The sequence below is a fragment of the Exilibacterium tricleocarpae genome, assembly GCF_007004655.1.
Classification (GTDB): Bacteria; Pseudomonadota; Gammaproteobacteria; order Pseudomonadales; family Cellvibrionaceae; genus Exilibacterium; species Exilibacterium tricleocarpae.
Genome location: NZ_ML660104.1, coordinates 42927 through 68247 on the forward strand (window position 1 = coordinate 42927; position 25321 = coordinate 68247).

General features: G+C 58.2%; 18 protein-coding genes. 10 read left to right on the plus strand and 8 right to left on the minus strand.

Annotation, left to right across the window (positions count from 1 at the left end; all coding sequences use genetic code 11):
- Nucleotides 1-7: 7 nt before the first annotated feature.
- Both FKG94_RS22345 and FKG94_RS22350 read left to right on the plus strand, forming a co-directional pair.
- Nucleotides 8-523, plus strand: coding sequence for a type 2 periplasmic-binding domain-containing protein (locus FKG94_RS22345; RefSeq protein ID WP_179957761.1), 516 nt, complete (start codon nt 8-10; stop codon nt 521-523).
- Nucleotides 520-1725 carry a hypothetical protein gene (locus FKG94_RS22350; protein WP_142929174.1) on the plus strand — a complete coding sequence of 402 codons (1206 nt, stop codon included), beginning with the start codon at nt 520-522 and terminating at the stop codon, nt 1723-1725. The genes FKG94_RS22345 and FKG94_RS22350 overlap by 4 nt, the downstream gene beginning before the upstream one ends.
- A gap of 23 nt (nt 1726-1748) precedes the next feature.
- Here FKG94_RS22350 and FKG94_RS22355 read toward each other — a convergent pair whose 3' ends face one another.
- The 3 genes from FKG94_RS22355 to FKG94_RS22365 form a co-directional block, all read right to left on the minus strand.
- Complete coding sequence (locus FKG94_RS22355; RefSeq protein WP_142929175.1) at nt 1749-2402, minus strand: YceH family protein; 654 nt, start codon at nt 2400-2402, stop codon at nt 1749-1751.
- A gap of 299 nt (nt 2403-2701) precedes the next feature.
- Nucleotides 2702-3640 carry a 2-dehydro-3-deoxygalactonokinase gene (locus FKG94_RS22360; RefSeq protein WP_142929176.1) on the minus strand — a complete coding sequence of 313 codons (939 nt, stop codon included), beginning with the start codon at nt 3638-3640 and terminating at the stop codon, nt 2702-2704.
- On the minus strand, nt 3637-4401 hold the full coding sequence (locus tag FKG94_RS22365) for an SDR family NAD(P)-dependent oxidoreductase (RefSeq protein ID WP_142929177.1): 765 nt from the start codon (nt 4399-4401) through the stop codon (nt 3637-3639). Before FKG94_RS22365 ends, FKG94_RS22360 begins: the two co-directional genes overlap by 4 nt.
- Before the next feature lie 319 nt (nt 4402-4720).
- Here FKG94_RS22365 and FKG94_RS22370 point away from each other — a divergent pair, with 319 nt between their 5' ends.
- The 6 genes from FKG94_RS22370 (at nt 4721) to FKG94_RS22395 (ending at nt 14157) form a co-directional block, all read left to right on the plus strand.
- The gene (locus FKG94_RS22370) at nt 4721-5464 is read left to right on the plus strand and encodes a FadR/GntR family transcriptional regulator (protein WP_142929178.1); all 744 of its coding nucleotides are present in this window, start codon (nt 4721-4723) and stop codon (nt 5462-5464) included.
- A gap of 744 nt (nt 5465-6208) precedes the next feature.
- On the plus strand, nt 6209-7669 hold the full coding sequence (locus tag FKG94_RS22375; protein ID WP_142929179.1) for an SLC5 family protein: 1461 nt from the start codon (nt 6209-6211) through the stop codon (nt 7667-7669).
- Nucleotides 7670-8113: 444 nt separating this feature from the next.
- The gene (locus FKG94_RS22380; protein WP_142929180.1) at nt 8114-10984 is read left to right on the plus strand and encodes a TonB-dependent receptor; all 2871 of its coding nucleotides are present in this window, start codon (nt 8114-8116) and stop codon (nt 10982-10984) included.
- Nucleotides 10985-11152: 168 nt separating this feature from the next.
- On the plus strand, nt 11153-12676 hold the full coding sequence (locus tag FKG94_RS22385; RefSeq protein ID WP_142929181.1) for a tryptophan halogenase family protein: 1524 nt from the start codon (nt 11153-11155) through the stop codon (nt 12674-12676).
- A gap of 29 nt (nt 12677-12705) precedes the next feature.
- Nucleotides 12706-13473 (plus strand): SapC family protein, encoded by a 768-nt coding sequence (locus FKG94_RS22390; RefSeq protein ID WP_142929182.1) that lies wholly within the window; start codon nt 12706-12708, stop codon nt 13471-13473.
- A 366-nt stretch (nt 13474-13839) separates the two neighbouring features.
- Nucleotides 13840-14157, plus strand: coding sequence for a DUF3301 domain-containing protein (locus FKG94_RS22395; RefSeq protein ID WP_142929183.1), 318 nt, complete (start codon nt 13840-13842; stop codon nt 14155-14157).
- Nucleotides 14158-14163: 6 nt separating this feature from the next.
- Here FKG94_RS22395 and FKG94_RS22400 read toward each other — a convergent pair whose 3' ends face one another.
- Together FKG94_RS22400 and FKG94_RS22405 are read right to left on the minus strand one after the other, a co-directional pair.
- Nucleotides 14164-16716: a glycoside hydrolase family 3 protein gene (locus FKG94_RS22400; RefSeq protein ID WP_142929184.1), complete on the minus strand. Its 2553-nt coding sequence runs from the start codon at nt 16714-16716 to the stop codon at nt 14164-14166.
- Between the two features lie 156 nt (nt 16717-16872).
- Complete coding sequence (locus FKG94_RS22405; RefSeq protein WP_142929185.1) at nt 16873-19458, minus strand: TonB-dependent receptor; 2586 nt, start codon at nt 19456-19458, stop codon at nt 16873-16875.
- A 384-nt stretch (nt 19459-19842) separates the two neighbouring features.
- Between FKG94_RS22405 and FKG94_RS22410 the strand changes: the two genes are divergently transcribed.
- Nucleotides 19843-21012, plus strand: coding sequence for a helix-turn-helix domain-containing protein (locus FKG94_RS22410; protein WP_218943615.1), 1170 nt, complete (start codon nt 19843-19845; stop codon nt 21010-21012).
- 13 nt (nt 21013-21025) lie between these two features.
- On the opposite strand, the gene FKG94_RS22415 is transcribed toward FKG94_RS22410, so the two are convergent.
- On the minus strand, nt 21026-21844 hold the full coding sequence (locus FKG94_RS22415) for a S1/P1 nuclease (protein WP_142929186.1): 819 nt from the start codon (nt 21842-21844) through the stop codon (nt 21026-21028).
- A 256-nt stretch (nt 21845-22100) separates the two neighbouring features.
- On the opposite strand from FKG94_RS22415, the gene FKG94_RS22420 reads away from it, so the two are divergent.
- On the plus strand, nt 22101-23105 hold the full coding sequence (locus FKG94_RS22420; RefSeq protein ID WP_142929187.1) for a TatD family hydrolase: 1005 nt from the start codon (nt 22101-22103) through the stop codon (nt 23103-23105).
- A 19-nt stretch (nt 23106-23124) separates the two neighbouring features.
- Here FKG94_RS22420 and tcdA read toward each other — a convergent pair whose 3' ends face one another.
- Nucleotides 23125-23919 (minus strand): tRNA cyclic N6-threonylcarbamoyladenosine(37) synthase TcdA, encoded by a 795-nt coding sequence (gene tcdA, locus FKG94_RS22425; protein WP_142929188.1) that lies wholly within the window; start codon nt 23917-23919, stop codon nt 23125-23127.
- A 390-nt stretch (nt 23920-24309) separates the two neighbouring features.
- Nucleotides 24310-25314: a cytochrome d ubiquinol oxidase subunit II gene (gene cydB / locus FKG94_RS22430; RefSeq protein ID WP_142929189.1), complete on the minus strand. Its 1005-nt coding sequence runs from the start codon at nt 25312-25314 to the stop codon at nt 24310-24312.
- Between the last annotated feature and the right edge of the window lie 7 nt (nt 25315-25321).

Below are 25321 nucleotides of genomic sequence, written 5' to 3' on the forward strand. Positions count from 1 at the left end.
CTTATTTATGAAACCGACGCGGCCTGTTATGCATTCGACCACCGCCCGTTGTCCACTGTGGACGCTCCTTTCACTGTGGATTTCCCGTTCACTGTGGCGTTCTTCCCTGTTGTTGTTATGCCTGCTGTCGGCGCCCGCGATGATACAGGCGGTGGAGCCGGTGTCCGATATCCGCGTGATCGCCCACCGGGATGTGAAAGTGGATTCACTGACCAAAATGAGGCTGCGCTCGATTTTCGGTATGCGAACCCGTACCTGGCCTGAAGGAGAACTTATCCAGGTTTTTGTGCTGACTGACGACGACCCGACCCATGTTCAATTCACTAAAGAGGTGCTGCGTACATTTCCCTATAACCTGCGTCGCATATGGGACAGAAGAGTGTACTCGGGAACCGGACAATCGCCGGTAGTGGTGAATTCCGAGGAGGAAATGCGCGATGTGGTCTCACACACCGAAAACTCGATCGGTTATGTGCGGGACGAATGGGTCGATGCCAGCGTGAAAATACTGGAACTGAAATGACTGCGATCAGAACTTTTATAAGTCTTGCTGCGGGTTTCGCTGCAGTTTTGATGTTGTGCGGCGCCGGTGTGTGCCGGGCGGGGGGCATCGATCTCCCCGACAACCTGCGCGTCCACGGTTTTGCGGCCCAGGGTTTTGTGCAAAGCGACCACAACAACTTTTTTGGGGATAGCGAGGACGGTAGCTGGGATTTTTATGAATTGGGCATCAATGCCCTGTGGCGACCCACCGGCAAGCTGAAACTGGCACTGCAATTGACTATGCGCGAGGCCGGCGCGACAGATGATGGCGACCTGCGTGTTGATTATGGTTTTGTGGACTATACGTTGTTCAGCACCGATGCCGTCAGCGGCGGCGTGCGTTTGGGGCGTGTGGTCAACCCGCTTGGTTTTTACAACGATACACGCGATATTGCGGCGACGCGCCCGAGCATCTTTTTACCGCAGTCGATCTACTTCGATATTCACCGCAACTTCGCCCTGTCCTCCGACGGTGTTCACTTTTATTACGAGCGCGGCGCCGACTCCGGCGACTACCTGTTTCAATTTGGCGTGTTTGAGCCGCGCACCCAGGACCCGGATTTCGAGCCCGCTATTTTCCTCGAGGAGGTGCCGGGTAATCTGGAGGGGGCCACCAGTTGGATGGGACGATTTGTCTACGAGTACGATTTCGGGCGCGTGCGCCTGGGGCTCACCGCCTCCGAGGTGAATGTCGATTACGAGCCCGGTGGGTTCGATCCGCTGGCGGCGGGCGAGTTCCACTTTCGACCCCTGATACTCTCAGTGCAGTACAACGCCGAACGATGGGGGCTGACCACGGAAGTGGCTCGCAGAACGTCACAACTGGATGGTTTCGGCGATTTTGCTGATGCCGAATTTACCGGCACCAACTACTTTATCCAGGGTACTTACCGGCCGCGACCCGGTTGGGAGCTACTGCTGCGCTACGACGAATTGATCTGGGACAACGACGATAAAAACGGCCGCCGGTTCGAGGCGACCAGGGGGTTGCCCCATTATTCGCGGTTTGCCAAGGACTGGACCATCGGCGTGCGCTGGGATATCACCCGCCATGTCATGCTGCGGGCCGAGTGGCATCAGGTAGACGGCACCGCCTGGCTGTCCACGCTGGAAAACCCGGTGCCCCGCGATACCCGCAGGCATTGGGACTTGTTTGCCTTTTCTGCCGCCGTCAGGTTCTGAGTGGCCGCGTTTGGGGCTGCTGTCTAGGACAGTAACTGATCCAGGTCTTCCCTCAGTCCATCTATCTGTGTCTGCATGGATGCCAGTCGCTGCTCCAGCAGTTCCAGCCGCTGCGCCGTCTCGCTGGATGGCGACTGCTCGGGTGGAGCGGCAGGGGTCGCCTCGATCTCACCGCTGAAAAGATGAGCGTAACGCGATTCCCGCCTGCCGGGCTCGCGCGGCAGTTTTGCCACCAGCGCACCGCCACTGCGGTCCATTAAGCCCTGTAATGTCGCTTCCACTTCCTGCACATCGGCGAAGCGACACAAGCGGTTGGTGCGGGTGCGCAGCTCTCCCGGCGTTTGCGGTCCTCGCAGCAACAGCACACAGACAATTCCCCGCTCCTGCGGGGTGAACTGCAGTTCGCTGAACTCGGTGTTGCAAAACCGGTGCTGTAGTTTGGTCACCCGGCTGCCAAAGCCCGACACCTCGGTGACCAGGTGCTTTTTCACCAATTCGTCTACGGTTTGCTGCACGGTGGATTCATCGAGTTCGAGCACCGGCTCGCGATTGCTTTTTTGATTGCAGGCACTTACCAGGCCGTTGAGGGAAAGTGGGTATTGGTCGGGGGTGGTACTTTCCTTTTCCAGCAGAGCGCCGATTACCCGTGTTTCGTAGAGAGTCAGATCTATTGTCATAGGCGTTCTTGTCCGCAGAGATACCGCCGCACGGCGCTTTGCCGGTGGCTGTGGTGGTTGCCGCAGGGTAACCAATCTGCTTGGCTTTGAAAAGAACCGGCCGCGACTCCCGTGTGAGTGGAGCGCTCGAGTACCGCCACCACCATCACCACCACCACCACCAAAAGTAGGCGCCCTAGGCGAAAGTAGGCGCCCGAGGCGAAAGTCGGTATCCGAAGCGAAAGTACGCGCCCTGGGCGAAAGTAGGTGACTTCAGCAGAAGTAAGCGCTTGGAGCGGGCGCCGTTGGCGACAGGTGATTTATTGCCCTTGCCCGCAGTCCGCAGCGGTCACCAGCGCGATGCCGCGCAGGAACGCCTGATCGGCAGCCACCACCTGCGTGGTAATGCCCAGGTGATCAAGTGCGGTGGTGTAGTGTCGGGTCAGGATATCGCTGCCCACAACGATCACGGCATCCGGATCGGGGTACAGGGTAAGGGCGGCAGTCAGTTCGTTGCCGATCAGCAGGCCCGATAGATACGGCGACACCGCAGCACCGGGCAACTGGCCGGTCAGGTGGCGGGCGCGGATGGAAAAAATCTGGTGCAGCAGACCGCCGGCGGATTCCCCGGCGCTAACACCGGCCAGAAAAGCTTCCGGGTCATCGGTGTCGTTCTGGATAATGACGTTGATAGCGCCCTCTTTCCTGAGCAGGCCATAGAGTTCGCCGGTCATAAAGGTGGCAAAGCTGGTCAGGCGGTCGCTGTCGACCTGCACCCATTTGCTGTGGGTGCCGGGCAGGCACACCAGGCCGCTGCCGGTTCCCAAGTGGTCAAGGGCGCCAAATGTCTGCACCTCTTCGCCGCGCATAACATCCGGCGCGCCGGAGGGACTGTAGCCGCTGATGCCGGGCACAATGCGAATATCCGATTCACCGGCCTGGGTGCCCTGTTGGCCGGTGGCCCGGGTCAGCAGGCGCTTGACGTCCGCCAGGCGGGCCGGGCAGGGAATATAAGGGACCTCCTGCCAGCCGCTGCGACTGCCGATCACGCCGCTCATGTAAACGGGGATATGGGGCGTGGCGGCCAACCAGGGTCCGCAGTGCTGTTGCAGCACCTCGGCGTGGCGGCGCGCATGTTGTGATACACCGGCGTTGCTGGTGACACTGTCGAGTACCCGCTGATGGTGGTCGAGCAGATAGGCGCGAAAAGCACTTGAACCCCAATCCACCGCGATCAGCGCGGGGGCGGTCGACTTCATGCGCGGCCACCGTCGATGATCAGCGCGTGCCCGGTAATCATGGCCGACGCCCGGGAGGCCAGAAACAAGGCGGACTGGGCGACATCCTCCGCTGAAATAGTGGTTTTCAGGCTCTGTTGCCGCAGGCACTCCTGCACCGCCGCGGGTGTCGCCCAGAGGCGTTTCTGGCGCTCGGTCATAACCCAGCCCGGCACCAGCGCGTTGACCCGGACATTGTCCGGTCCCAACTCCCGCGCCAGGGCTTTGGTCAGGCCGACGATGCCGGCCTTGGCGGTGACATAGGAAGAGTAACCGGCCAGGCCGAGTACCGAGGCATTGGAGCCGACATTGATAATGCTGCCGCCGCCGCGCCGCTTCATACCCGGCAGTGCCGCCTGGGCGGTAAAGAAGTGAGGGCGCAGATTGGTGTTGAGGGAATCGTCCCACTGCTCGGGTTTAAAATCCGCCAGCGAGTGACGGTCGTCCCGAGCGGCGTTGTTGATCAGCACACCGAGTGGCCCGAGTTCCGCCTCGGCGCGGGCCACCGCCGCCTGCAGGCAGTCGACGTCACGGATATCGCAGTGAATGAACAGGGGTTTGGCGCCGGTGCGCGTTTCGACAGTCTCGCAAAGTTGCTGCGCCGCTTGGTCGGCGATGGATACAAATGCGACTCTGGCGCCCTGGCGGGTGAAGGCATCTACACAGGCGGCGCCGATACCGGCATCGCCACCGGTAATGAAAACGGTGTTGTCCTGCAGGTCGGTGTAGGTTGAATACCACATAGTGTGATTCTCGTACCTCGGGGGCGCCTGTGCATTCTTAGTCGTGCCGCTGCCGCCGCGTTGAATTGTCATATATAGCTGATTAATATAATCATCGCCAGCCGGTTATTGTACAGTAGTATCCAAGCGGTGTTTGGTGCCGGCGCAGAGTTCTAGAAAAATCTAGCTTCTTGTTCTATGCCTATGATTCTGATAGGGAATCCGTCATACTCCTTACCCTTTGCAGGGCTAGTGGGCTAGGGAATATAAAAAGTTGCGCCAGTTTCCACGGGCGACGACAGTGGCTTCGACTTGACCGCGACGACGAGTTGACTATTTCATGGTAGAAAGTAACCGCAGTTTGACCCAAACCATCGTTCAAGACCTGGGGCTGGCCATTGTGTGTGGCACCTACAGCGCCGGCAACCCTTTTCCTATCGAAGCCGAACTCTGCAAGCATTATCAGGTCAGCCGCAGCATTTTGCGCGAAGCGGTGAAGATGCTGACCTCCAAGGGCCTGCTCAACGCGCGCCCGCGCCAGGGCACCTGGGTGGAGCCCGAGCAGAGCTGGAATCTCCTCGACCCGGATGTGTTGCGCTGGCTGTTGGAGCGCAAGTTTTCCCTGAACCTGCTGGCGGAATTTACCGAGGTGCGCCTGGCCATTGAACCCCAGGCTGCGGCCCTTGCGGCCGAGCGCGGCAGTGAGGCGCAAGTGGCGCAGATTCAGCGCGCCATCGAGCGGATGGAGGCGGCCGAGGTGGGCGACGACGATCCGCTGTTGGCGGATATCGCCTTTCATGTTGCAGTGCTGGAGGCCAGCGGCAATCGGTTTTACGCTCGCCTGCAGGACCTTATCGATACGGCGTTGCGGATCAGCATCCGTTTGACCAATCAATTTAAAGGGGTGGCTGTCGCCAGTGTGGCAGACCATCGCAAGGTACTCGACGGCATTCTGGCGCGAGACCCCGAACGGGCCCGGGCAGCTTCCTGCGCGTTGATCAGTGAAGCGATGGAATTGATTCAGAAGGTGCAGTCCGAGAGCGGTAAAACCGGGAAAGGCGAATCGGAAAAAACCGGGCCCTAGCGGGTCCGTTCCCGAAAGCTGCGATATTGGCAGACTCAGTCACAGAAAGCCTGGTTTGGGACGGTGCGGTCCTGGGCGGTTCGCGTGAAGGTGCTGTCCCCAGCGGCACTCGCTTCAGGTGCCTGCTTTCGCTTCGGGCGCCTACTTTTGGTGGGGGTGCTTCTTAAGCGGAGCGTGCCAATTGATAGGTCTGCCTCTGGAGAGGGCTTTCAGAAACACGGACTAGGCGTCCCCTCGATGAACCCGTCCTTGGGGACTTCCCGACAGCATCCCTGCTGTCGAGAGTTTCTGAAAGCCCTCTCCAGAGGCAGACCTACCCACAGTATTCTTAATCAAGACCGATACGACTGGGGCAGGGATCGATAAATTGGCGCAAATCCTCTTGGGTACCACTCCCACCAAAAGCAAGCGCCCGAAGCAAGTACTATTCTGCTCCGATCCCATACCTTGCTATCGGAGGCGGGACTCGAATCCACACCGTGCCAATCAAAGCTATAAAGGTCCGGCCCTGCGCCTATCGGCAAGCCCGGCCGGTCACTGTGCTTTGACTCCCGGCCTGGAAATGTGGTAAAAAGTGGCTGAATAATATGATAAATCAGACATAATAACTGCTCAGCAATCCAAAACGCCGACCGGGCTGAAAACCGGCTACATTAAAGGCGACGATGAAAATAAGATGGCTGGAGTGGCGTTTCCCGCTACAGGTCGCGCGCGGCCGAGCCTGCGGAAAGTCGGGGAGAGATAATGGATTTGCAAGCGGTTCAGGTTGGCGTCTTCGCTTTTATCACAGCGCTTATCGGCTTTGTTACCTATTGGAAGTGTCGCGGCGCCAGACACTCCTCGGACTCCAATAAGGAATACTTTCTCGCCGGCGGCGGACTGAGCTGGATTTTTGTCGCCGGCTCCATCACGCTCACCAACCTCAGCACCGATCAACTGGTCGGCATGAACGGCAACCAGATGGCGCTGCTGGCCTGGTGGGAGTTCGCCGCGGTGGTGGGGCTGATTATTCTGGCCAAGGTGTTTCTGCCGGTTTACTACAAATACAACTGCACCACCACCACCGAGCTGCTGGAAAAACGCTATAAAGACAAACATATCCGCGCGACCATCTCCGTTTTGTTCCTGCTCGGCAATGTCTTTATCTATCTCCCCATCATGCTCTATACCGGCTCGCTGTTTATGCAGTCGATGTTTGGCATAGATACGCCGATCATTATCCTGTCCGCCGTTTTCGCCATCGTCGGCGCCGCCTATGCGGTGTTGGGCGGACTGCGCGCCGTGGCCATTTCCGATACGTTTAGCGGCGTGCTGTTACTGGGTATGGGGATTGTGGTGGTGCTGCTGGCGCTGGCGGCGATAGACTACGACTTCAGCGGTATTCCCGCCGAGCGCCTGACCATGATCGGCGACAATGAGTCGCCGATCCCCTGGCATACCTTATTGACCGGCATGATTTTCATCCAGGCGTTTTACTGGAGCACCAACCAGAATATCACCCAGAGGGCCATGGCCGCGCCCACCCTGCGCGAAGCGCAAAAGGGCGTATTTGCCGCCGCCGCCATCCGCCTGTTGATTGTGCCTGCCATTATCGTGCTGCCGGGTATCGTCTCCTACAAACTTTACGGGGATATTGGTGACGCCGCTTACGGGCGTGTTGTCGGCGACCTGATGCCGACCTGGATGTCCGGCGCTTTTGCCGCCGCGGTGGCGGCGGCCGTGCTGACCAGTTTCAACAGCTTTTTGAATTCGTCGGCTGCGCTTTATGTTTGCGATATTCACGAGAAATATATCAGCCCCAACCCCAATGTGCCGAAGCTGAGCGGTTATATCACCGGTCTGTTTGTGCTGGTCGCACTGCTGCTGGTGCCGGTCTACGACGGAGCAGACAGTATCATCAACCTGGTGCAACAACTGAACGGCCTGCTGAGCATGCCGATTCTGTCCACCTTCGTGGTCGGTCTGGTGTTTCGCAATGTCGATGCGCGCGCCGCTATTATTGCCGTGATTTCCGGTGTTGGTCTGTACGCGTTTTTCTCTTTCGTGTGGATGCCGCTGCACTATATCCACATGATGTTCTTTACCCTGGGTTTCTGTATTTTGACGGCACTCGGCGTCAATCGCGCAGTTTACGGCAAGCGCGCAGAGCTGGTTTGGAAATCTGATAACGCTGATGCGGTACAGCTCGATGCAAAAGGGGGCTGACATGCCTCGACTATAACTTGATGCAGCCACCCGATGTAGATCCCGCTTATCGCCACCTCGTGCCTCCCGGAGAGCACTCCCTTCCGAATTAACGCGCCCTTCCCGGCAGAGCGTCTATACTAAAAAATAAAATAATAGCCCCAGCATAAGGCGGGGCATTGCGTAGTCTGATTGCCCGGTAACAGCCCGGGTCCGATATCACCGAAAACAGTAAAAAGCTTAGCGTCGGACTCAAGGTTTCACCGTGTTTGCGATTGTGGAATCACTGCCGCCCGGTGCGTCTGAACCAAAAATAAATTGCGCCCAGAACCTCTTTACGGTTGACAGTTGCTATGACCAAAATTATATTATTTGTATGATATATACTAATATATATCTTATACATAAGCAGGGTTGCGAAAAGAGCTACTAGATATATCCATAATAAAGATAGAGAGAATAGCTATGTTACTGGACCCGAAGAGTACCCATTTGTGGAAAAGAGACACGCTGGCGGCGGCAGTTGCCGGGGCGGTGGCATTAGCCGGCCTGGCGGGCGTGGCACAGGCTCAGGATGGGGTCATCGAGGAGGTCATGGTTACCGGTATTCGCGGCAGCCTGACCCGTGCCATGGATATCAAACGCGATGCCGACGGCGTCGTCGATTCGATCTCGGCGGAAGACATCGGCAAGTTTCCCGATCTCAACGTGGCGGAATCCCTGCAGCGGGTGACGGGGGTGTCCATCGACCGCAGTGGCGGCGAGGGGCAGGCGGTGACCGTGCGCGGCCTGGGTCCGCAATTTAACACCGTGCTGGTGAACGGTCGTCAACTCGCCACCGACAGCTTCGGCCGCGAGTTCAACTTTGACGTCCTGGCGGCGGACCTGATTACCGGCGCCGATGTCTACAAGAGCACCAGGGCGGAGTTACAGGAAGGCGCTATCGGCGCAACCATCAATATTTCAACGGCCAAGCCTTTTGATAACCCCGGCCTGCAACTGGTCGGCTCTTTCAAAGGTATGTATGAGACACTGTCCGAAGAGACCTCGCCTTCCGGTTCGTTTCTGGTCAGCAACACCTTTGCCGACGATACCGTCGGGGTTTTACTGGCCTACAGCCGCCAGGAGCGCGACGTTCAGATCAATCGCATCGAAACCGCCGGCTGGCGCCCGGGGCAAACCATTTCCAACAATGCCGGCGACAACGACCCCGATACGACAGAGGTCTTGTTTACCAATGCCTACATTCCCCGTAACTGGGACCAGATTGTCGATCAGCAGGAGCGCACCAGGGATAATGCCAGCCTGGTATTTCAATTCGCACCCTCCGATGATGTGACGATTACCCTCGATGGTTTTATTTCCAAGTTTGAAGTGGATTCGCAGGTAACGGACCTGGCCTCCTGGTTTGAGCCCGACCGGGTCGGCGAGGCGACCATCGATCCGGCCACCGGTACTTTGCTGAGTTTTACCCAGGAAGTGGGCTTGAGTGTCAGCAGTGGTGATCCGGCAACTGACTTTGTCTCCCATACGCGTTTTTCCCGCGATGTCAGCAACGACGGCTTTGGTCTCAATGTAGAGTGGCATATTAACGATCAATTGAAAGCCAACTTTGATGCCTCCACCTCCACCGCGGAGAACGACAGAGCCGGGCGCGATCGCTTTAATGTAGTGGGTATCATTAACAGCTACAGTTTCGACGGCACTGGCGGTACGCCGACGGTAAGGCACGATGGTTTTGAGAACGGCCAGCTTCCCGATCCCAGCCTGTCCCGCCTGCACTACAACGAAAAAGGCAACCGATTTTCGGATGAGGATGAAATAACGGAGTATAAAGCCGACTTCGAATACCAGTTCGATCACGAGACGTTCCGCCAGGCCAGTTTCGGTATCTACCGGCAGGAGCGGGAGAAATCCAGTTTTCAGATCTTCGCCAGTCAATGCCAGTTTTGCGGTTACAATACGCCAGCGCCCAACGATATCCTGAATTTCCGGCCGTTTCGGGCCGAGAACTTCTTCGGCGGCCTGATCGATACCTTCTACACCTATGACGGCGATGCCTATGTCCAGTTTCTGGAGGATGAGGGCTTTCCCATCGAGCCGGTGCTGCAGAACAACCGCTATACTATCAACGAAGATATCACCAGTGTGTACGCCGACCTGGTAATGGATTTCGAGGTCCGCGGCATGCCGCTGACCGTCAACGTCGGCGGTCGTTATGCGCAAACCGATATCGATGTGGCGGCGGTGCAGGCGTTTATTTCCGATGTGGTGCCCACCACGGACCTGACCCTGTTTGCCAACCGTTTTGGGCAACCGGTCAATATCTCCGACGGCGGCGACTATTCCGATTTTCTACCCACCCTCAGCGCCAAGCTGGACGTTCGTGATGATATGGTGGTGCGGTTTGCCGCTTACAGCTCGATGACCCGCCCGACCATGTCGGAGTTGTCGCCGGCCACGACCTTCAATGAACCGCGGCGCCAGAACCTGACCGCCCAGGGGGGTAACTCAAACCTCAATCCGTTTACATCGGACAACTGGGACTTGTCCTTCGAGTGGTACTACAACGACGCCAGTGTGTTTTCTGTCGCTTATTTCGAGAAAGAAGTGGATGATTTTATCACTAGTGTTTCGGCGCTGGAAACCTACGCAATGACCGACCGCATGGGTCCGGACTTCAGGTGCGCTTTAGGTTTCGCATTTGGCGATTTGGATAATGATCCCGATACACCCCTGCAAGACCTCTGCGATCCTGCGAATGAGCTTGACCCGGATCGGCCCGGTGTGGATTTGGTGGCTATCACCGACGAGTTGAATGGTGCGGAGGAAGTGTACAGAGTCAACCGACCGCAAAACAGCGAATCGGCGGATATTGATGGCTGGGAAATAGCACTCACCCATGTCTTTGATAACGGTTTTGGTATCGCGGCCAATGCCACCTTCGTCGACAGTAATGTCAGCCTGGGCGCCGATACCACCGAGACTTTTGCGCTGGAGGGGCTGGGTGACTCGCAAAACCTGATCTTGTTCTACGAAGCTGACAACTGGCAGGTGCGTGTCGCTTACAACAACCGCGACGACTTCCTGCGTTTTGTCGACAACACCAACAGGAACTCGGGCGGTACCACCGGCGAGCCGGTCAATACCGAAGAATTCGGCCAGTGGGACATCAGCGGCAGTTACGATATCACCGATAACCTCACCCTCTTCTTCGAGGGTATCAATGTGACCGAGGAAGAACTGGTGCAAACCGGTCGCTTCAAGAACCAGATCTACAATATTGAAGACAACGGTTCCCGTTATGCGATCGGTATCCGGGGTAAATTTTTCTAGGCGTTATCCGGTGTTGCCGCAGTAGCGGGCAATTGCGGGGCGGCTATCAGGCCTCCGGGGCACCGGAAACATACCTCTGCGGCTAATAAAGGCTCGCGTTATTTTCGCGAGCCTTTATTTTATATAGAATATTGCATGCCTGATCCCTAGCCTGGACGGTTTAAAGCCATGCCTGATCCCGTAGAAAAAATTGTCATCGTCGGCGGCGGCACTGCCGGTTGGCTGACTGCCGCGATTGTGGCCGCCCACCACCAGAGCAAACAGCCCGGCGGGTTGCAGGTCACCCTGGTGGAATCCTCGGACATTCCCACGATCGGTGTCGGTGAGGGGACCTGGCCCACCCTGAAAAACACCATGCAACAGATCGGCATCAAGGAAAGTGAGTTCTTCAACAGTTGTCATGCCGCGTTTAAACAGGGGGGCAAATTTGTCGATTGGGTGCATGGCAATGGTGATTTTTACTATCACCCTTTCACCGTACCGCTCGGTTATGGGCGTCTCGACCTGGCCCCCTATATCGAGGATATTGCCAACTATGCGCCGGACGCCAACTTTCAGCACCATGTCTGTGAAGCCGGTCTCGCGCCGAGGACCATGGCCGAGTCGGAGTTCAAAGGTCCTTGTAACTATGCCTACCACCTGGATGCCGGTGCCTTTGCCGATCTTCTCAAGCGGCATTGCAAGGCCAATTTGGGTGTCGAGCATATAGTCGATACAGTGCAAGAGGTGAAGCTGGCGGCAGATGGAGGCATAGGCTCTGTAGTACTTGCCGGGCGAGGTGCGCTGACGGCTGATCTGTATGTCGATTGCACCGGTTTTGCTTCTTTGTTGTTGGGTGACAAGCTGGCGGTACCCTTTGTGAATACCGACGACGTACTATTCAACGATACGGCGCTGGCCATGCAGGTCCCCTACGCAACGGATGACAGTCCGCTGGCCTGTAACACCATAGCGACAGGACAACGCGCGGGTTGGATATGGGATATCGGTTTGACGCATCGCCGCGGTGTTGGCTATGTCTATTCCAGTGACTATATCAGTGATGACGAGGCGGAGAGCGATTTACGCCGGTACCTGGGTGCTGCCGCAGAGGGGCTGAACGCCAGAAAAATCCGATTCAGCTCCGGGCATCGGGCTCAGTACTGGAAGAAAAATTGTGTCGCGGTCGGCTTGGCAGCAGGGTTTGTCGAGCCACTGGAGGCGACGGCCATTATGCTGGTGGAAATATCGGCCCGTTATATCGCCGAAAACCTGCCGCCGGATAACGGCGTAATGCCAATTACCGCCAAGCGATTCAACGCCCAGATGGAGTATCGGTGGCGGCGTATCATCGATTTTCTCAAGTTGCACTATATGTTGAGCCAGAGACCTGAGCCCTACTGGCGGGCTCACCGCCGCGAGGAGACGATACCGGAAAGCCTGCGCGAGGACTTGGCGTTGTGGGCCCACCGCGGGCCCACCAGGGAAGACTTCGACAGCGCTGTGGAGCTGTTTCCCGCGGCCAGTTACCAGTATGTTATTTACGGCATGGGTTTCAAACCTGACTTCACTCGCCAGACCTATTTGTACCGCCGCCAGCAGGAAGCGGAGAAGATTATTCAACGCAATAGACAACTGACGGAGCAAATGTTACAAACGCTACCCCCGCACAGGGAATATATAGAGCAGTGGCTGGCCACTGCCAACAAGTAAAACGGTCGATAATAAAACAGAAGGCAAGCATGGCGGAGTTGGTTGAACTTACGAGCGGTAAACACGGCAAGTTGAAGGTTGTCGACAACTGTGCGGTGGCATTTGCAGCCCGGCAGCATGTTATGAATCTGAGGGTTGCCGAAATCGGTAAGGCGGTCAGCAGCTTTCCGGTATTTTTTACGAAAAACACGCGCACCGGGGACTGGGCGTTGTCAGCCGTCACGAGTTTCGAACAAGGCGTTAACCTTTTTGTGGAAAATGATAAGTGGACGGCGACTTACCAGCCGACAGGGATACAGACTTATCCGCTCTTTTTGATGCGTTCACCAAAAGACAAAAACGGTTACACCGTCGGTATCGATGCGACAAGCCAGGCATTTTCTGAACAGCAGGGCGAAGCGCTGTTTGACGATAGAGGTAAAGCTTCCCTATATCTCAGCAGAGTAACGGTGTTGCTGGAAGCGGATATCAAAAATGATATCCAGACCTACCAGTTTATGCAGAAGCTTGAAGAGCTGAACTTGTTCAAGTCAATTGATATTCAGGTTCACTATGAAGATGGTAGTGTGCAGACGTTGAAAGGTCTCCATACCCTGGACGAGGATAAGCTGCAGTCACTGCAAAACGAGCAGCTATCGGAGCTGAATAAAACGGGTTATCTGATTCCCATGCATGCTGTGTTGATTTCTATCTACCAGTTGAATGCGCTGATCAAGAAGCATAATGTGGTTGAGCGTTTTACGAAAGTTAAAAAAATAAAACTCGAACTCACCAAGGACGCTGCGACTGGTGCGTGAAGCTTGCTCTCGAATTTGGCTGTATAATGATGCTGACATTGTGCCGCAGCGCCGGCCCGGCAGAGACCCGGTAGCGCTCTGAGCCCGGCCGTAAGCTTGCCTGTCGCCCCGCCGGGCCGTGGAGTGGCACATAAAATCTTTAGAACGCTAAACTCTATAGAATGCCTCCTCCGAGACATGTTAACTGCCAGGGCTTATCGAAACTTCACGATAAGGATGTTTGATCTCGCCTGGTTGCACGGCCGGCATCCGTCTAGCCTGATCTGACAATCGACTATTCCCCACAAATAAAATGGATCGACGCAGTAATAGCGTTTACCATAGCGCTTTTTAACCGACTTAATAGAAATCAGCCCAGCGACCCCAATGTTTGATCTCACTGACCTGCTTTTTCTCAGCGTTGTTGTTCTTGCGGCCGCTGCCCTTTGGCGCGCCCAGGGTGTGCGGGAAATCGCCCTGCGCGCCGCCAAGCGTCACTGTGACGAAATGGAGGTGCAGTGGCTGGACGGCAGTGTGGCGCTGCGCAAAGTCGGCCTGGCCCGCAACGCCCGGGGCCGTCTGTGCCTGGCGCGCGCCTATCTGTTTGAGTTCACCTCCACCGGCGATGAGCGCTATTTCGGTAGTGTCGACATGGTGGGGCATCAAGTCCGGACGGTGCAGTTGCAGCCGCACCGCCTACAGTAGCGCAGCCTAACCCGGACAGCGAATATCGGCGGCCGACGCCGCGTCGGGTGTGAGTTTGATGTTGGCGACACGCAGCTTAAGCGCGCCGGCAGTGCTGATCGCAAACGGGGCATTGACCCTGGAAAAATCCGCGCCCCGCTGCGCAAAACACTGCAAATCTATCGACAGGCGACGCCACTGCCCCGCCGGCAGGGCCGCCAGCGGCGCGGTGATATCGAGATCGCCGCCGCACTGGCCGCCGCAGCGCACTGCCGCGAACACCGCCTCACTGGGCGCCCGATCCAGTCGAATATCGAGCTGCAGGGCCGCCTGACTGGCCAGAAAGTTAGATAAGTCCGGACGTTCATGGCCCGCATGCAACGAAATTGTCGTCCTGCCGCGACCGTGCCAGATAAAATCCCGGGCGTCACCCTGAGTATCCTTGTCCGCCTCAGCGATGGCGCCGCCATCGATGCCGCCGCTGGCGCCGGTCAGGTTTTTTTGTTCGCGCCCGTCACTCAGGCCAAACATCCAGGGCGCTGCCGGACGACCGCTAAACAGTGGCAGGGTCGACCCGGCGGCCCGTGCGATCGGAAAGTCATCAGTGATCGGCAGCTTGTCTGCCAGGCGATCCTCGTCATTGACACCGAGGCCATAGCCGTAGGGAAACAGCGGTTCGTAGTCGGCGTCGCCCCGGTTCAGGCGTACCTGGGAGGCCAGTCGCGGCCAGGAGAAAGACAATCGGCCGGTAAAGTCGTGCTGCACCTCGCCACCGGCATCCGTGAAAATAACATCGGCAATGCCGGCGCCCTCGGTGCCCGGCAGCCAGGCGGCGACAAAAGCATCGGAAGCGTTCAGCGCGCGATTCACCCACAGCGGCCGGCCGGAAATAAAAATTGAAACCACCGGAATACCATCGCTTTGCAGTTTTTCCAGCAGCCGGGCGTCGCGGTGTGAATAGGGCTGGTAAGCCGGGGACTGCAAATCACCCTGCCACTCGGCATAGGGATTTTCACCGTAGACGACGATGGCGACATCCGGCCGCTGGCGGTAGGCGCCGTCGACATTGAACTCCACGCTGCCGCCGGCAGCGGTTACCGCCGCGCGGATACCGGTGTAAATTGAGGTGGCGCCGGGGAAATCCGCATTGCGGTTGTCATCGCCCTGCCAGGATATGGACCAGCCGCCGGCCTGCTTGCCGATATTGTCGGCGCCGTCGCCGGCCACCAGCACCCGCGCCTGCGGCCGCAGTGGCAGCAGCCCGTTTTTGTTTTTCAGCAGCACCAGCGACTGCCTGACCGCCCGCCGCGCCAGTGCCCGGTGTGCGGCCGCGCCGACAATGCCGGCGTCGTTAGCCAGTACCCGGGTCGAGGGTTTGCCCCGATCGAACAAACCGGCGCGAAATTTTACCCGCAGAATGCGCCGCACGGCATCGTCGAGGCGGGCTTGGGAAATATCGCCGCGTTTGACCTGCGCCAGTGTGTTGTACCAGAACTCGCGCCAGTCTTCGATCACCATGATCATATCGACACCGGCGTTGATCGCCTGGGGACAACTGGCGTTACTGCAGCCGGGGACCAGGCCGTGGGAGTTCCAGTCGCCGATCACAAAACCGTCGAAACCCAGTTGTTGCTTCAAGACATCGGTGAGCAGGTATTTATGCCCATGCATCCGCTCACCCTGCCAACTGCTGTGAGACGCCATGACCGTTTGCACACCGGCGTCCAGCGCGGCGAAGTAACCGGGGGCGTGTATGTCCCGCAGCACCGCCTCGGTGACGGTGGTGTCGCCGCGGTCGATACCGTTTTCGGTACCGCCGTCTCCCAGGTAGTGCTTGGCGGTGGCGAGCACCCGGGTAGGGTCGAGAAACGACGGGCTGTCGAGCGCACCCTGGAAACCGGCTACCGCGGCGCCGGCCAGGCGCTCGACCAGTTGCGGGTCCTCGGCGTAGCCCTCGTAAGTGCGGCCCCAGCGGTCGTCGCGCACCACCGACAGCGAGGGTGCGAAGGTCCAGTCGAGACCGGTGGCGCGCACCGCACGGGCGGTGACGCGGGCGATGTCGCGCACCAGCGCCGGGTCGCCGGCGGCACCGAGGCCGATGTTATGGGGAAACAGTGTGGCGCCGAAGATCTTGTTGTGTCCGTGGACCGCATCTGTACCCCATAGCATCGGAATGGCGAGTCCGCCGCCGGCGGTGTCCATCGATGCCAGATAAAACGCATCGGCCAGCGCCACCCATTCCGCGACGCTGGCGTAGCGGTTGCCGTTGGCATAGGTGCCGCCGCCGTTCAACACCGAGCCGAGATGGTAGCGCCTGACATCTTCCGGTGTTACAAAACCGATTTCCGCCTGAATTATCTGCCCGACTTTTTGCTCCAGCGTCATTTGCGCCAGCAGTGTATCGACCCGCTTTTCCAGCGCCGGGTCCGGGTCGAGTGGCGGGCGCAGCACCGGCCAGACTGCGCTGTCAGTTGTGCTGCGCTCAAGGTGCGGCTGCTCGCAGCCAGCGGCCAGCAGCGTTAGCGCGACCAGCGCCAGGCCGCGCAAAGTGTATGAAAGTGAGGTGGGTCTGTTAGACATAACGATTCCGATCAAGAGTTAATGGCTGGCGCCGGCCTTACCGGCCGTAACAGGCGTTGGCGCACTTCAGTACGATGGAGAAACGGCGGTACCTTTTTCCTGCACTGGAGCAGAGTCCGAGTGCAGAATCGGGTACCGCCCGAGCCGGGGTGCGGGTTAAAACGTGTATTTAACCCGTACCCCGGCAGTGCGGGGGTTGTTCATAAAACGCAGATTGAGATTGGGCTGCAAAATCGCCTTGGTGGAGACAATCTCGTCGGTAATATTGTTGACGTAACCCTCGACGCGGAAGTTGTGTTCATCATTGCTGTAACCGGCGGTGAGGTTGAACAGGGTGTAACCGTCGACTTTATCGGAAAACCCCAGACCCTGATCGGCGGCGCCGTTGTTGGGCGTCTCGCTCAAAGGCACGGGATTGCCGTCGGCGTCAAACCCCTGGGAGTTAAAAGCCGATAGGAAGTACTCGCTGCGGGTCGTGGACGACAGGGTGAAATCCACCTGGCCGCTCGGCAGCGGGAACTCGCCCCTGACGAACAGGTTCAAGTTTCGCTCTGACGTCAGCGGGACTTTGTTGCCGCTCAGGTCAACGTTGGGATTGGCGCCGAAACCCTGGCGGAAGTCGGTGATGCTGGCACTTTCAAACTCCGCATCCAGCAGCAACAGGCTGCCGCCCAGGGTGAAGTAGTTATTGAGGGCGTAGGTGGTTTCAATTTCGAGCCCGGTAATCTCTACCGTGCCCACATTGACCCGTTGCGCCGAGGTGGGAGGCGGGTCGTCCGGGTCGGCCGGCTGGCCGATGGAGACCAACTGCGTCAGCACATAGTCGTCGTAGTCGTAGAAGAACAGTGAACCGTTGAGGATCAGCGACTCGAACTGGTTTTTTGAACCGATTTCGTACATCACCAGCTTCTCCGGCGCGAACTCATTGGAGATGGCGGTGCCGGTGCCGTCGATAAACGTATCGTTGAAGCCGCCGGATTTGTGCCCGGTGGCGGTGGTCAGGTAGAGCAGGTGGGCGTCGCCGATATCCCACTCGAAGCCGACGCGGTAATCGTTAAAGTCGTCCTTGTAGGAGCCCTCCTGTTGAATGATGGTCTGGCCATTGGGTTGTACGTCTTCCAACGGGCAGTCGGTCGGGTCCGGCGCCACGCAATTGCCGGCCAGATAGTCGTCGAGGTCGTCGTTGGTGCCCCAGGTGACACCCTCGTTCAGCAGCCGTATGGCGCCCGCCAGGTCGTTGCCGTCAGTGGGGGCGGTAAAGCTCGAGCGCCGCCAGGGGTGATATTGGAACCCCGGTGTCGCCCAGCGGGTGGTCAGGGCGTTGCCGGCGCCCCAGCCGCCCTGGCCGAGGACCGCGAAGCCGTAGTTGCCGCCGATGCCGAAGCGCGATTTTTCCTCGCGGGTGTGGCGCAAGCCCACCGCAAGGCGTTTGTCGTCGGCCAGTGCAAAGGTGACTTCGCCGTAATAGGCGGTGGACTCGCCGTCCACATCCGGCATCGCGAATTCGGTGCCCGAGTAGCAACAGAAGCTGTTGTCGGAGGTGCTAAGCAGCGCGGCTTTCTGTTCCTCATCGAAAAAGAAAATCCCGGTGCTCCACTGTATGCTGCCCTCGGCGGCCGATGCCAGGCGGAGCTCGTGGATTTGGGCATCGGATTCGGTCAGCCAGAACTGGCCGCCGAAATTATCGAAGTCACCGATGGCTTCAAGCTGGCCGGGAAAATTCACGCCGTCGTTGGACGCGTTGATCTGTTCGAAATCCAGGTCGCGGGTACTGCCGGTGTATTCCAGGCTGAAGCCGCCGAAATCGTAGGTTACCTGGGCCATAAAGCCTTTATGGGTAGAGTCCAGTTCCCCTTGCCAGCCGCGAAAGATGCCCTCCTGGGCGTCGTCGTCCAGATCGTCCACATCGAAGCCGGCATTGAGCGCATCGAAGTAATTCAGCCCCGGGTAGCCGGTGCCGCCCTCGGTGGTGTGGTCGTAAACCGCATAGACGGTAAGGGCATCGGTGGGCGCCCAAAGCGCCGACAGGCGGCCGGAGAACTCGTCCAGCTCGCCGGCGGGATCGAGGCTCGGCACGGCGCCGGCGTTTTTGTAGTAGGAGTCGCTTTCTCTGGAGAAGATCGCCGCCCGCAGTCCCAGGCTGTCGCCTATCGGCAGATTGACCATGGCCTCGTAAGATGTCAGGTTCTCCGAGCCCGCTTCGGCCGCAATGGCCGCCTCCACCTGTTCCAGTGAGGGTTTGCGGGCAACGATATTGACGGTGCCGCCGACGGCGTTGCGCCCGCGGGTGGTACCCTGCGGGCCTTTGTTTACCTCGACCCGCTCAATGTCGTAGAACATGGCCGAGATGCCGCGGGCGCGCGGCAGGTAGACGCCGTTGAAGTGATTGGCCACTGAGGCGTCGATAAGCTCGGTGTTGTCGGCCGATCCCACACCGCGCACGGTGACGTTGATATTGCCCTCCTGGTTGCTGATGACGGCGCCGGGGATCACGTACTGGAGGTTGGTAAATTCCGCTCCCACGCCGTTGGCTGCGAGGTCGTCCTGGCTGAACGCCTGGGCGGTACCGGCGTAGTCCTGGATACTTTTCTCCCGGCGGTCAACGGTTACCACGATTTCTTCGAGCAGGCCGGCGGCGGCATCGGTGTTGCCGGCGGACTGGGACATGGCACCGGTAGCGGTGAGCCCGGCGCAGGCCGCTGCCACGGCGGCAGCGAGATGTTTTCTCTGTGTGTTGGACATCGGCTTATCTCTCCTTCCTTACCCTGGTTAAGTCTTTATAAGTATCTATATGTAGGTGCTTGGAAAAGATGGGTGACCTGGCTAATCGACCTGGCTAATCGACCTGGCTAATCGATAAGTAGGTCATCGCAAGGTGTCAGCGTCAATCAAATACCGCTAAAGGTCGTCAAAGTTTGCGGGTTTTTTGCAGTTGAACGTTCGAGTACAAGCAATGCGGAAAGTTGAACTTCCCGCGAGCCCTTAGACGCCGGGGGTTTTGCAGTTTTGTTATGAGCAGTGTATCTTTGTTTCCAAATTATTATAAGCTGGTCGCGACGATGTTGATTCCCCGATAAAAACACGGCGGTGGAGTTATCGGGGAGATGCCGGCCTCAAGAGTCTGCCATGGACCTGTTGCTGTTTAACGTTCACGATGTCGTCTTGTTGATGACCGCCTACCAATGCACCCTGTTTGCCTTGTTGCTGGTGGCCATCAAAAGCGACAAACACCTCAGTAACCTGCTGCTGGCGGGTTTTTTGCTAACCCATGCCGCGATTCCCCTGGATATCCTGATCAACTTTGGCGTTGCGTTTCGCGAGTGGGCGACGGCCGTGTCACCAAAGCTGTCTTACTTGTTCGGCTTTGCCTACTGGCTCGAGGGACCGCTGCTGCTGTGGTATACCCGCTCCCTGCTCTACCGGGATTACCGCCTTGGCTATGGTGACCTGGTTTACCTGATCCCTTTCTTTGTGTACCTGGTCTATGAACTCGCCGTCTATTATTGGTCGGCGCCGGCGAGCAAAATCGTGGTGCCTGAGGACTACGGCCAGCAGGACGCCCACTCGACCCTCAACCTGGTGGTGGGCTTTTGCCGTGAGGCTTTGCGGGTGGCGTTTGGCGTGCTGTGTTTTCTGGAGATTCGCAGGGGCCGCCAGTTGTTGAAACACCGGTTTTCGAATATCGAAAAGATCGATTTTTCCTGGTTGAATATTCTCGTTATCGGCTTTTTATTGTTGCGGGTTTGGGCGGTGCTGGTATCGATCGCCATTATCGTGTCGGTCAAATTCGGCGTCAGTATCGACTTTCGGATCATGGGTTTGGTTGAAAACTACACGGTGTTTATTCTGGTCAGCGCGCTGATTTTTTTCAGTTTGAGTTACTCGGCGGTGTTCGAGGGTATCGACGAGAAAGGCGCCCAGGACGGGCACGGCAAAAGCGCCATCGACCCGCAACAGGTGGAGCGGCTCAGTCATTTTATGGAAACCGAAAAACCGTTTCTGAAAAGTGCCCTGACCCTGGAGCAGCTGGCGTCCCAGGCCGCCATGCCGGCGCGGACCTTATCGATGGTCATCAATCGCCACTTCAATAAAAATTTCTTTGAGTTTATCAACCACTATCGCATTGAGGAGACCAAACAGCTGTTGCGCGATCCGCAGCAGCGCGATAAAACCCTGTTGGAGATTATGTTGGCAGTGGGATTTAACAGCAAAGCGACGTTCAACACTTTCTTCAAGAAATTTGAAGGGATGACGCCGAGTCAGTATCGTAAAAAAGTGGCCGGCGAATTCGACTGAAATGCTTACCGGGCTATAAAACACTGTCCAGTAACCGTGCCAGTCGAATGCCGGCCATTTTTATACGTCGTATCACCACCGGGTTGTGACGGGTGAAATAGGTATCGTCGAGCCTTCCGTCTGCGGGCAGTTCGGCGTAGATGGCGCGGGTCAGGGTGAGGGACTCGTCGGCCCAGTTATAGATGTCCGTGTCCGCCCAGGCGACCCGCTGGCGGGCGCTGATGGTGGCGAACAACCCGGCGCCCGCGCTGCGCCAGTTCGGCGTCTGCCGGGCAATCAGGTCCCGGTCCCAGAGTCGGTGGAGATTGGTAGCTGTGCCCAGCAGACTCACCTGTACCCGGTTGCCGCCCAGATCATCGGCGTAAGAGACGTGCAGGGGCTGGTGAATGTCACCCACCAGATGGCCGAGCATCAACAGTGCCTGAGGCCGTGTATTCAGGTACCGCCGATCCGATACGGGGTCGCCGCGCAACACCGCGGTGTAATACACAATGGCTTCGGTAATGCAGGTGGTGTCGCCGCAGGACCGTTTGCGCGGCAATACGGTGGCGTGGCGCGGGAGATTGATATAGTGTTGGGGTTTTAAAAACGCGTACTGCGGCCGGTCGCGAATGCGGTCGGCCCAGGTGCAGCCGTCGGCCAGGGTTTGGTGAGAGGACTGGCGCAGCAGGTCGCTTACCGATTGGCGGGTGGTGGCTTTGATTTCCCGCCAGGCAATATCGCAGATCAACCGGTGCCCCAGTTTTTCGAAAGCATAAGTATTGCCGCTCAACAAAGCCGACATCAACAATGCCGCCAGCCAGGCGGCGGTAAGCGGAATTTGGTGAATCATGGTCTTAGTCTGGGTCTCCCGGTGACAGATGGGTTTGATTTACCGTTTTGGTTTAAACTCTTGCCTTGAGCCCTTGGTCTTAACGAGTGTTCTTAACGAGTGTTCTTGACCAGTGTTCTTAGCCTATGTATACGACCACCACCACAGGGGATTCGTCTGACTGGTTGGAACCATGGTGCCCTCCGCGCGGAGGCAGATGCCGCCTCACTATAGTAGCGTATTGTAGTTGATCACAGGATCAGGTTATCAGTTAAAGATGACGAAACGACGCACACCGCCACTGCAAATGGAATTTTTCGACAGTCACTGTCACTTCGATTTTGAGGTGTTTGAGTCCACCAGGGATAAACTGTGGCGCGATTGCACCGCGGCCGGTATAACCCGGCTGTTGATTCCGGGCGTGGCGCCGGCGCAATGGCCGGCGATGCGGGAGATAGTGGTGCGCTATCCCGGGTTGCTGTGTGCCGTCGGTCTGCACCCCTGGTGGATTGACAAAGTGGCTGGGATTGGGAAATTTCCTGAGACCGAGAAAGGTCACGGGATCGAAAACGCCCCCGGGATTGGGAAAGGCCCGGTGACGGAGCGAGACCCCGGAATCGAGAAAGGTCCAGGGATGGGGCAAGGCACCGGGATTGAGAAAGATTCCCGGGTTAAGAAAGCCGGCGACGCTGAGAAGGTGCCCGCGATTGATACAGCATCGGGTGCTGGTATCGCCGACGTGATCGCCTGCCAGATAGCGGCTGCGCTGGCGGAAGGCGGTGGTGTCGCCGTCGGTGAATGCGGCCTGGATCGACATATCGAAACGCCCCTGGCGCTGCAACAGATTGTTTTCGAGGTGCAGGTGCGTCTGGCCTGCGAGCACCGCTTGCCGTTGGTCGTGCATGTGCGCGGTACACATCAGGAGGTGCTGGCGATATTGCGGCGCCATCGCCCCAAGCGCGGTGGTGTGATTCACGGTTTCAGCGGCAGCCCGGAGTTGGCGTTACAGTACTGGTCTCTGGGATTTTGTATCGGCGTCGGTGGCACGATCACCTATGCGCGCGCCGCCAAGACCCGGCGTGCGGTGGCGCAGTTGCCGGCCGCCGCCCTGTTGTTGGAGACCGATGCGCCGGATATGCCGCTGCACGGTTTTCAGGGGCAGCCCAATACGCCCCTGCGCCTGCCGTTGATTGCCCGGACACTGGCGCAACTGCGGGACCAGCCCCTGGCCGATATCGCCCGCCTGACCACCGATAACGGCTGCCGCCTGTTTGATCTGTAACGGGCCACTCGATACGGATTTAGGCTCGTGCCAGATATCGGTCCACCGCCCGCGCCGCCGCACAGAAGCCGAAGCTGGCCGTGACCATGGTGGCGGCGCCGAGGCCGCCGCCACAGTCGAGGCCGGCACTACCCTGCAGCGCACGCTTGGCGTGGCTGATGCCGCCGGCGGCGTCCGGATACAGTAACTGTTCGGTGGAGTAGACAGCCTCGACGGAAAAAAAGCGCTTGGGGTTGCGGGAGAAATTATACAGGCGCCGCAGATAGTTGCGGGTTTTCGCCAGCAGCGGATCGGTGGTAGTGCGGCTCAGATCACCGCTGGTGATTTGGCGTGGATCGCGCTTGCCGCCGGCGGAGCCCACGGTGACGATCTGCTGCCGGCGGCGCCGGCAGAAGGCGATCAGCGCCGCTTTGACGGCGGCCGCGTCTATGGCGTCGATGACAAGATGGTGCTCGGGCAGGATCAGCTTTTCGAGGTTGTCTCTGCCGAGAAAATCTGCGATTTCAAACACCCTGATCTCGGGATTGATGGCTTTTAGTCGCTCACCCATGACCGTCGTTTTCGGCCGGCCGATGGTCTCTTGCAGGGTGTGCAACTGGCGGTTGGTATTGGTGATACAGATATCGTCGAGATCGATCAGGGTCAGGGAGCCGACACCGGTGCGGGCCAGGGATTCGGCGACCCAGGAGCCCACGCCGCCGATACCGATGACGCAGAAGTGGGCTCGGTGCAGTTGCTCCAGGGCCGTCTGCCCATAGAGGCGGGCGATGCCGCCGAAGCGGTGCCGATAGTTTTCGCTAAGCGGTGTGGTCATGGGTAGCGGGCCCGGTCGACAGTTGAAAGCGGTGGGCAATATTACTCGGACGGCTGCATAAATTTCAATAAGAACCGGGCCCGACCCCTTCACAGCACGGTGGGCCGATCCGCCGGCGGCACGATATGGGGACGTAACTTTAGTTGCGTCCCCCTCGAGAGGGACCACTCCCGGTTAACGAAGGCACTGTGAATCGTTTGCCCCGCCGGGCCTTACCTCCTGCATACTTTACTTTGTATCGAGAAAACCGGAACAGGCAGCATACAGTCCGGGGACTTTGATCTTATACCCTGTACCGGCGCGGCCCGTGCCAGATGGTACTCCCCTGAATCGCACCAAAAAAACGTCGGGGCAACAGGTATGGTATTTGGGGTCGGGGTAAAAATATTTTCAGTAATACCTAAGATCCGTAGTCTTACCCCAAAACACCCGATAGGAAAACACCGTGTAAGCAATAATCGTCGGCACCACGATAACCGCCCCGTAGAGCACAAACTGTAGTGAAACACTGGCGCTGGCGGCTTCCCAAACAGTCATCACCTCAGGCACGACATAGGGGGAAAAACTATAAGCCAGCGCCTGAAAACACAACAGAAAAATCGTCACCGCGGCGGCGAACGGAATCCAGCAGCCGAACTCGTTGTGGTGGGGAAAGTGGCTGAGGTAACGGTCGACCACCACAAACAGAAAACCGCACAGAATGGGAATGGGTAACAACACGATCACCTCCGGCAGGGCAAACCAGCGCTCCCAGATGCGGTCGCTGATCGACAGGTTCACAGCGGTAACGCTCACAATGCCCAGCGCCATCAACCAGGCGCAGCAGCGGGCCCAGCGCCGGGCGCGGTGCTGGAGCTCCCCCTCGGTCTTCATCACCAGCCAGGCGGCACCGATAAAGCAGTAGGCCGCGGCCACGCAGACGGCGCTCAATACGGCAAAGGCGTAGGCCTGCCAGGTATCGGCAAAACCCAGGACATAACGCCCGAGCATGTAACCCTGGGTGGTGGCGGCGATAATGGAACCGGCGTTGAACGCCCAGTCCCAACCGCGTTTGTGATTGCCCGGCGCCTTGGCGCGAAAGTCAAAGGCGACGCCGCGCAGTATCAGGCCCGCCAGCATCAGGGCCGCGGGTAGATACAGATTTTGCAAAATGGTCGAGTGGGCGGCGGGAAAAGCGATAAACAACAAACCCACGGCCAGCACCAGCCAGGTTTCGTTGGCGTCCCAGAACGGACCGATCGAGGCGATCATCACGTCGCGTTGCTCTTCGTCGTTGTGCGGCAGCAGCATGCCCACGCCCAAGTCGTAGCCATCGAGAACCGCGTAGAGAAAAAACGCCAGTCCCATCAGGGCCAGGAACACCAGGGGCAGCCAATAGTCGGGGCCGGTCGGCATGGGGGAG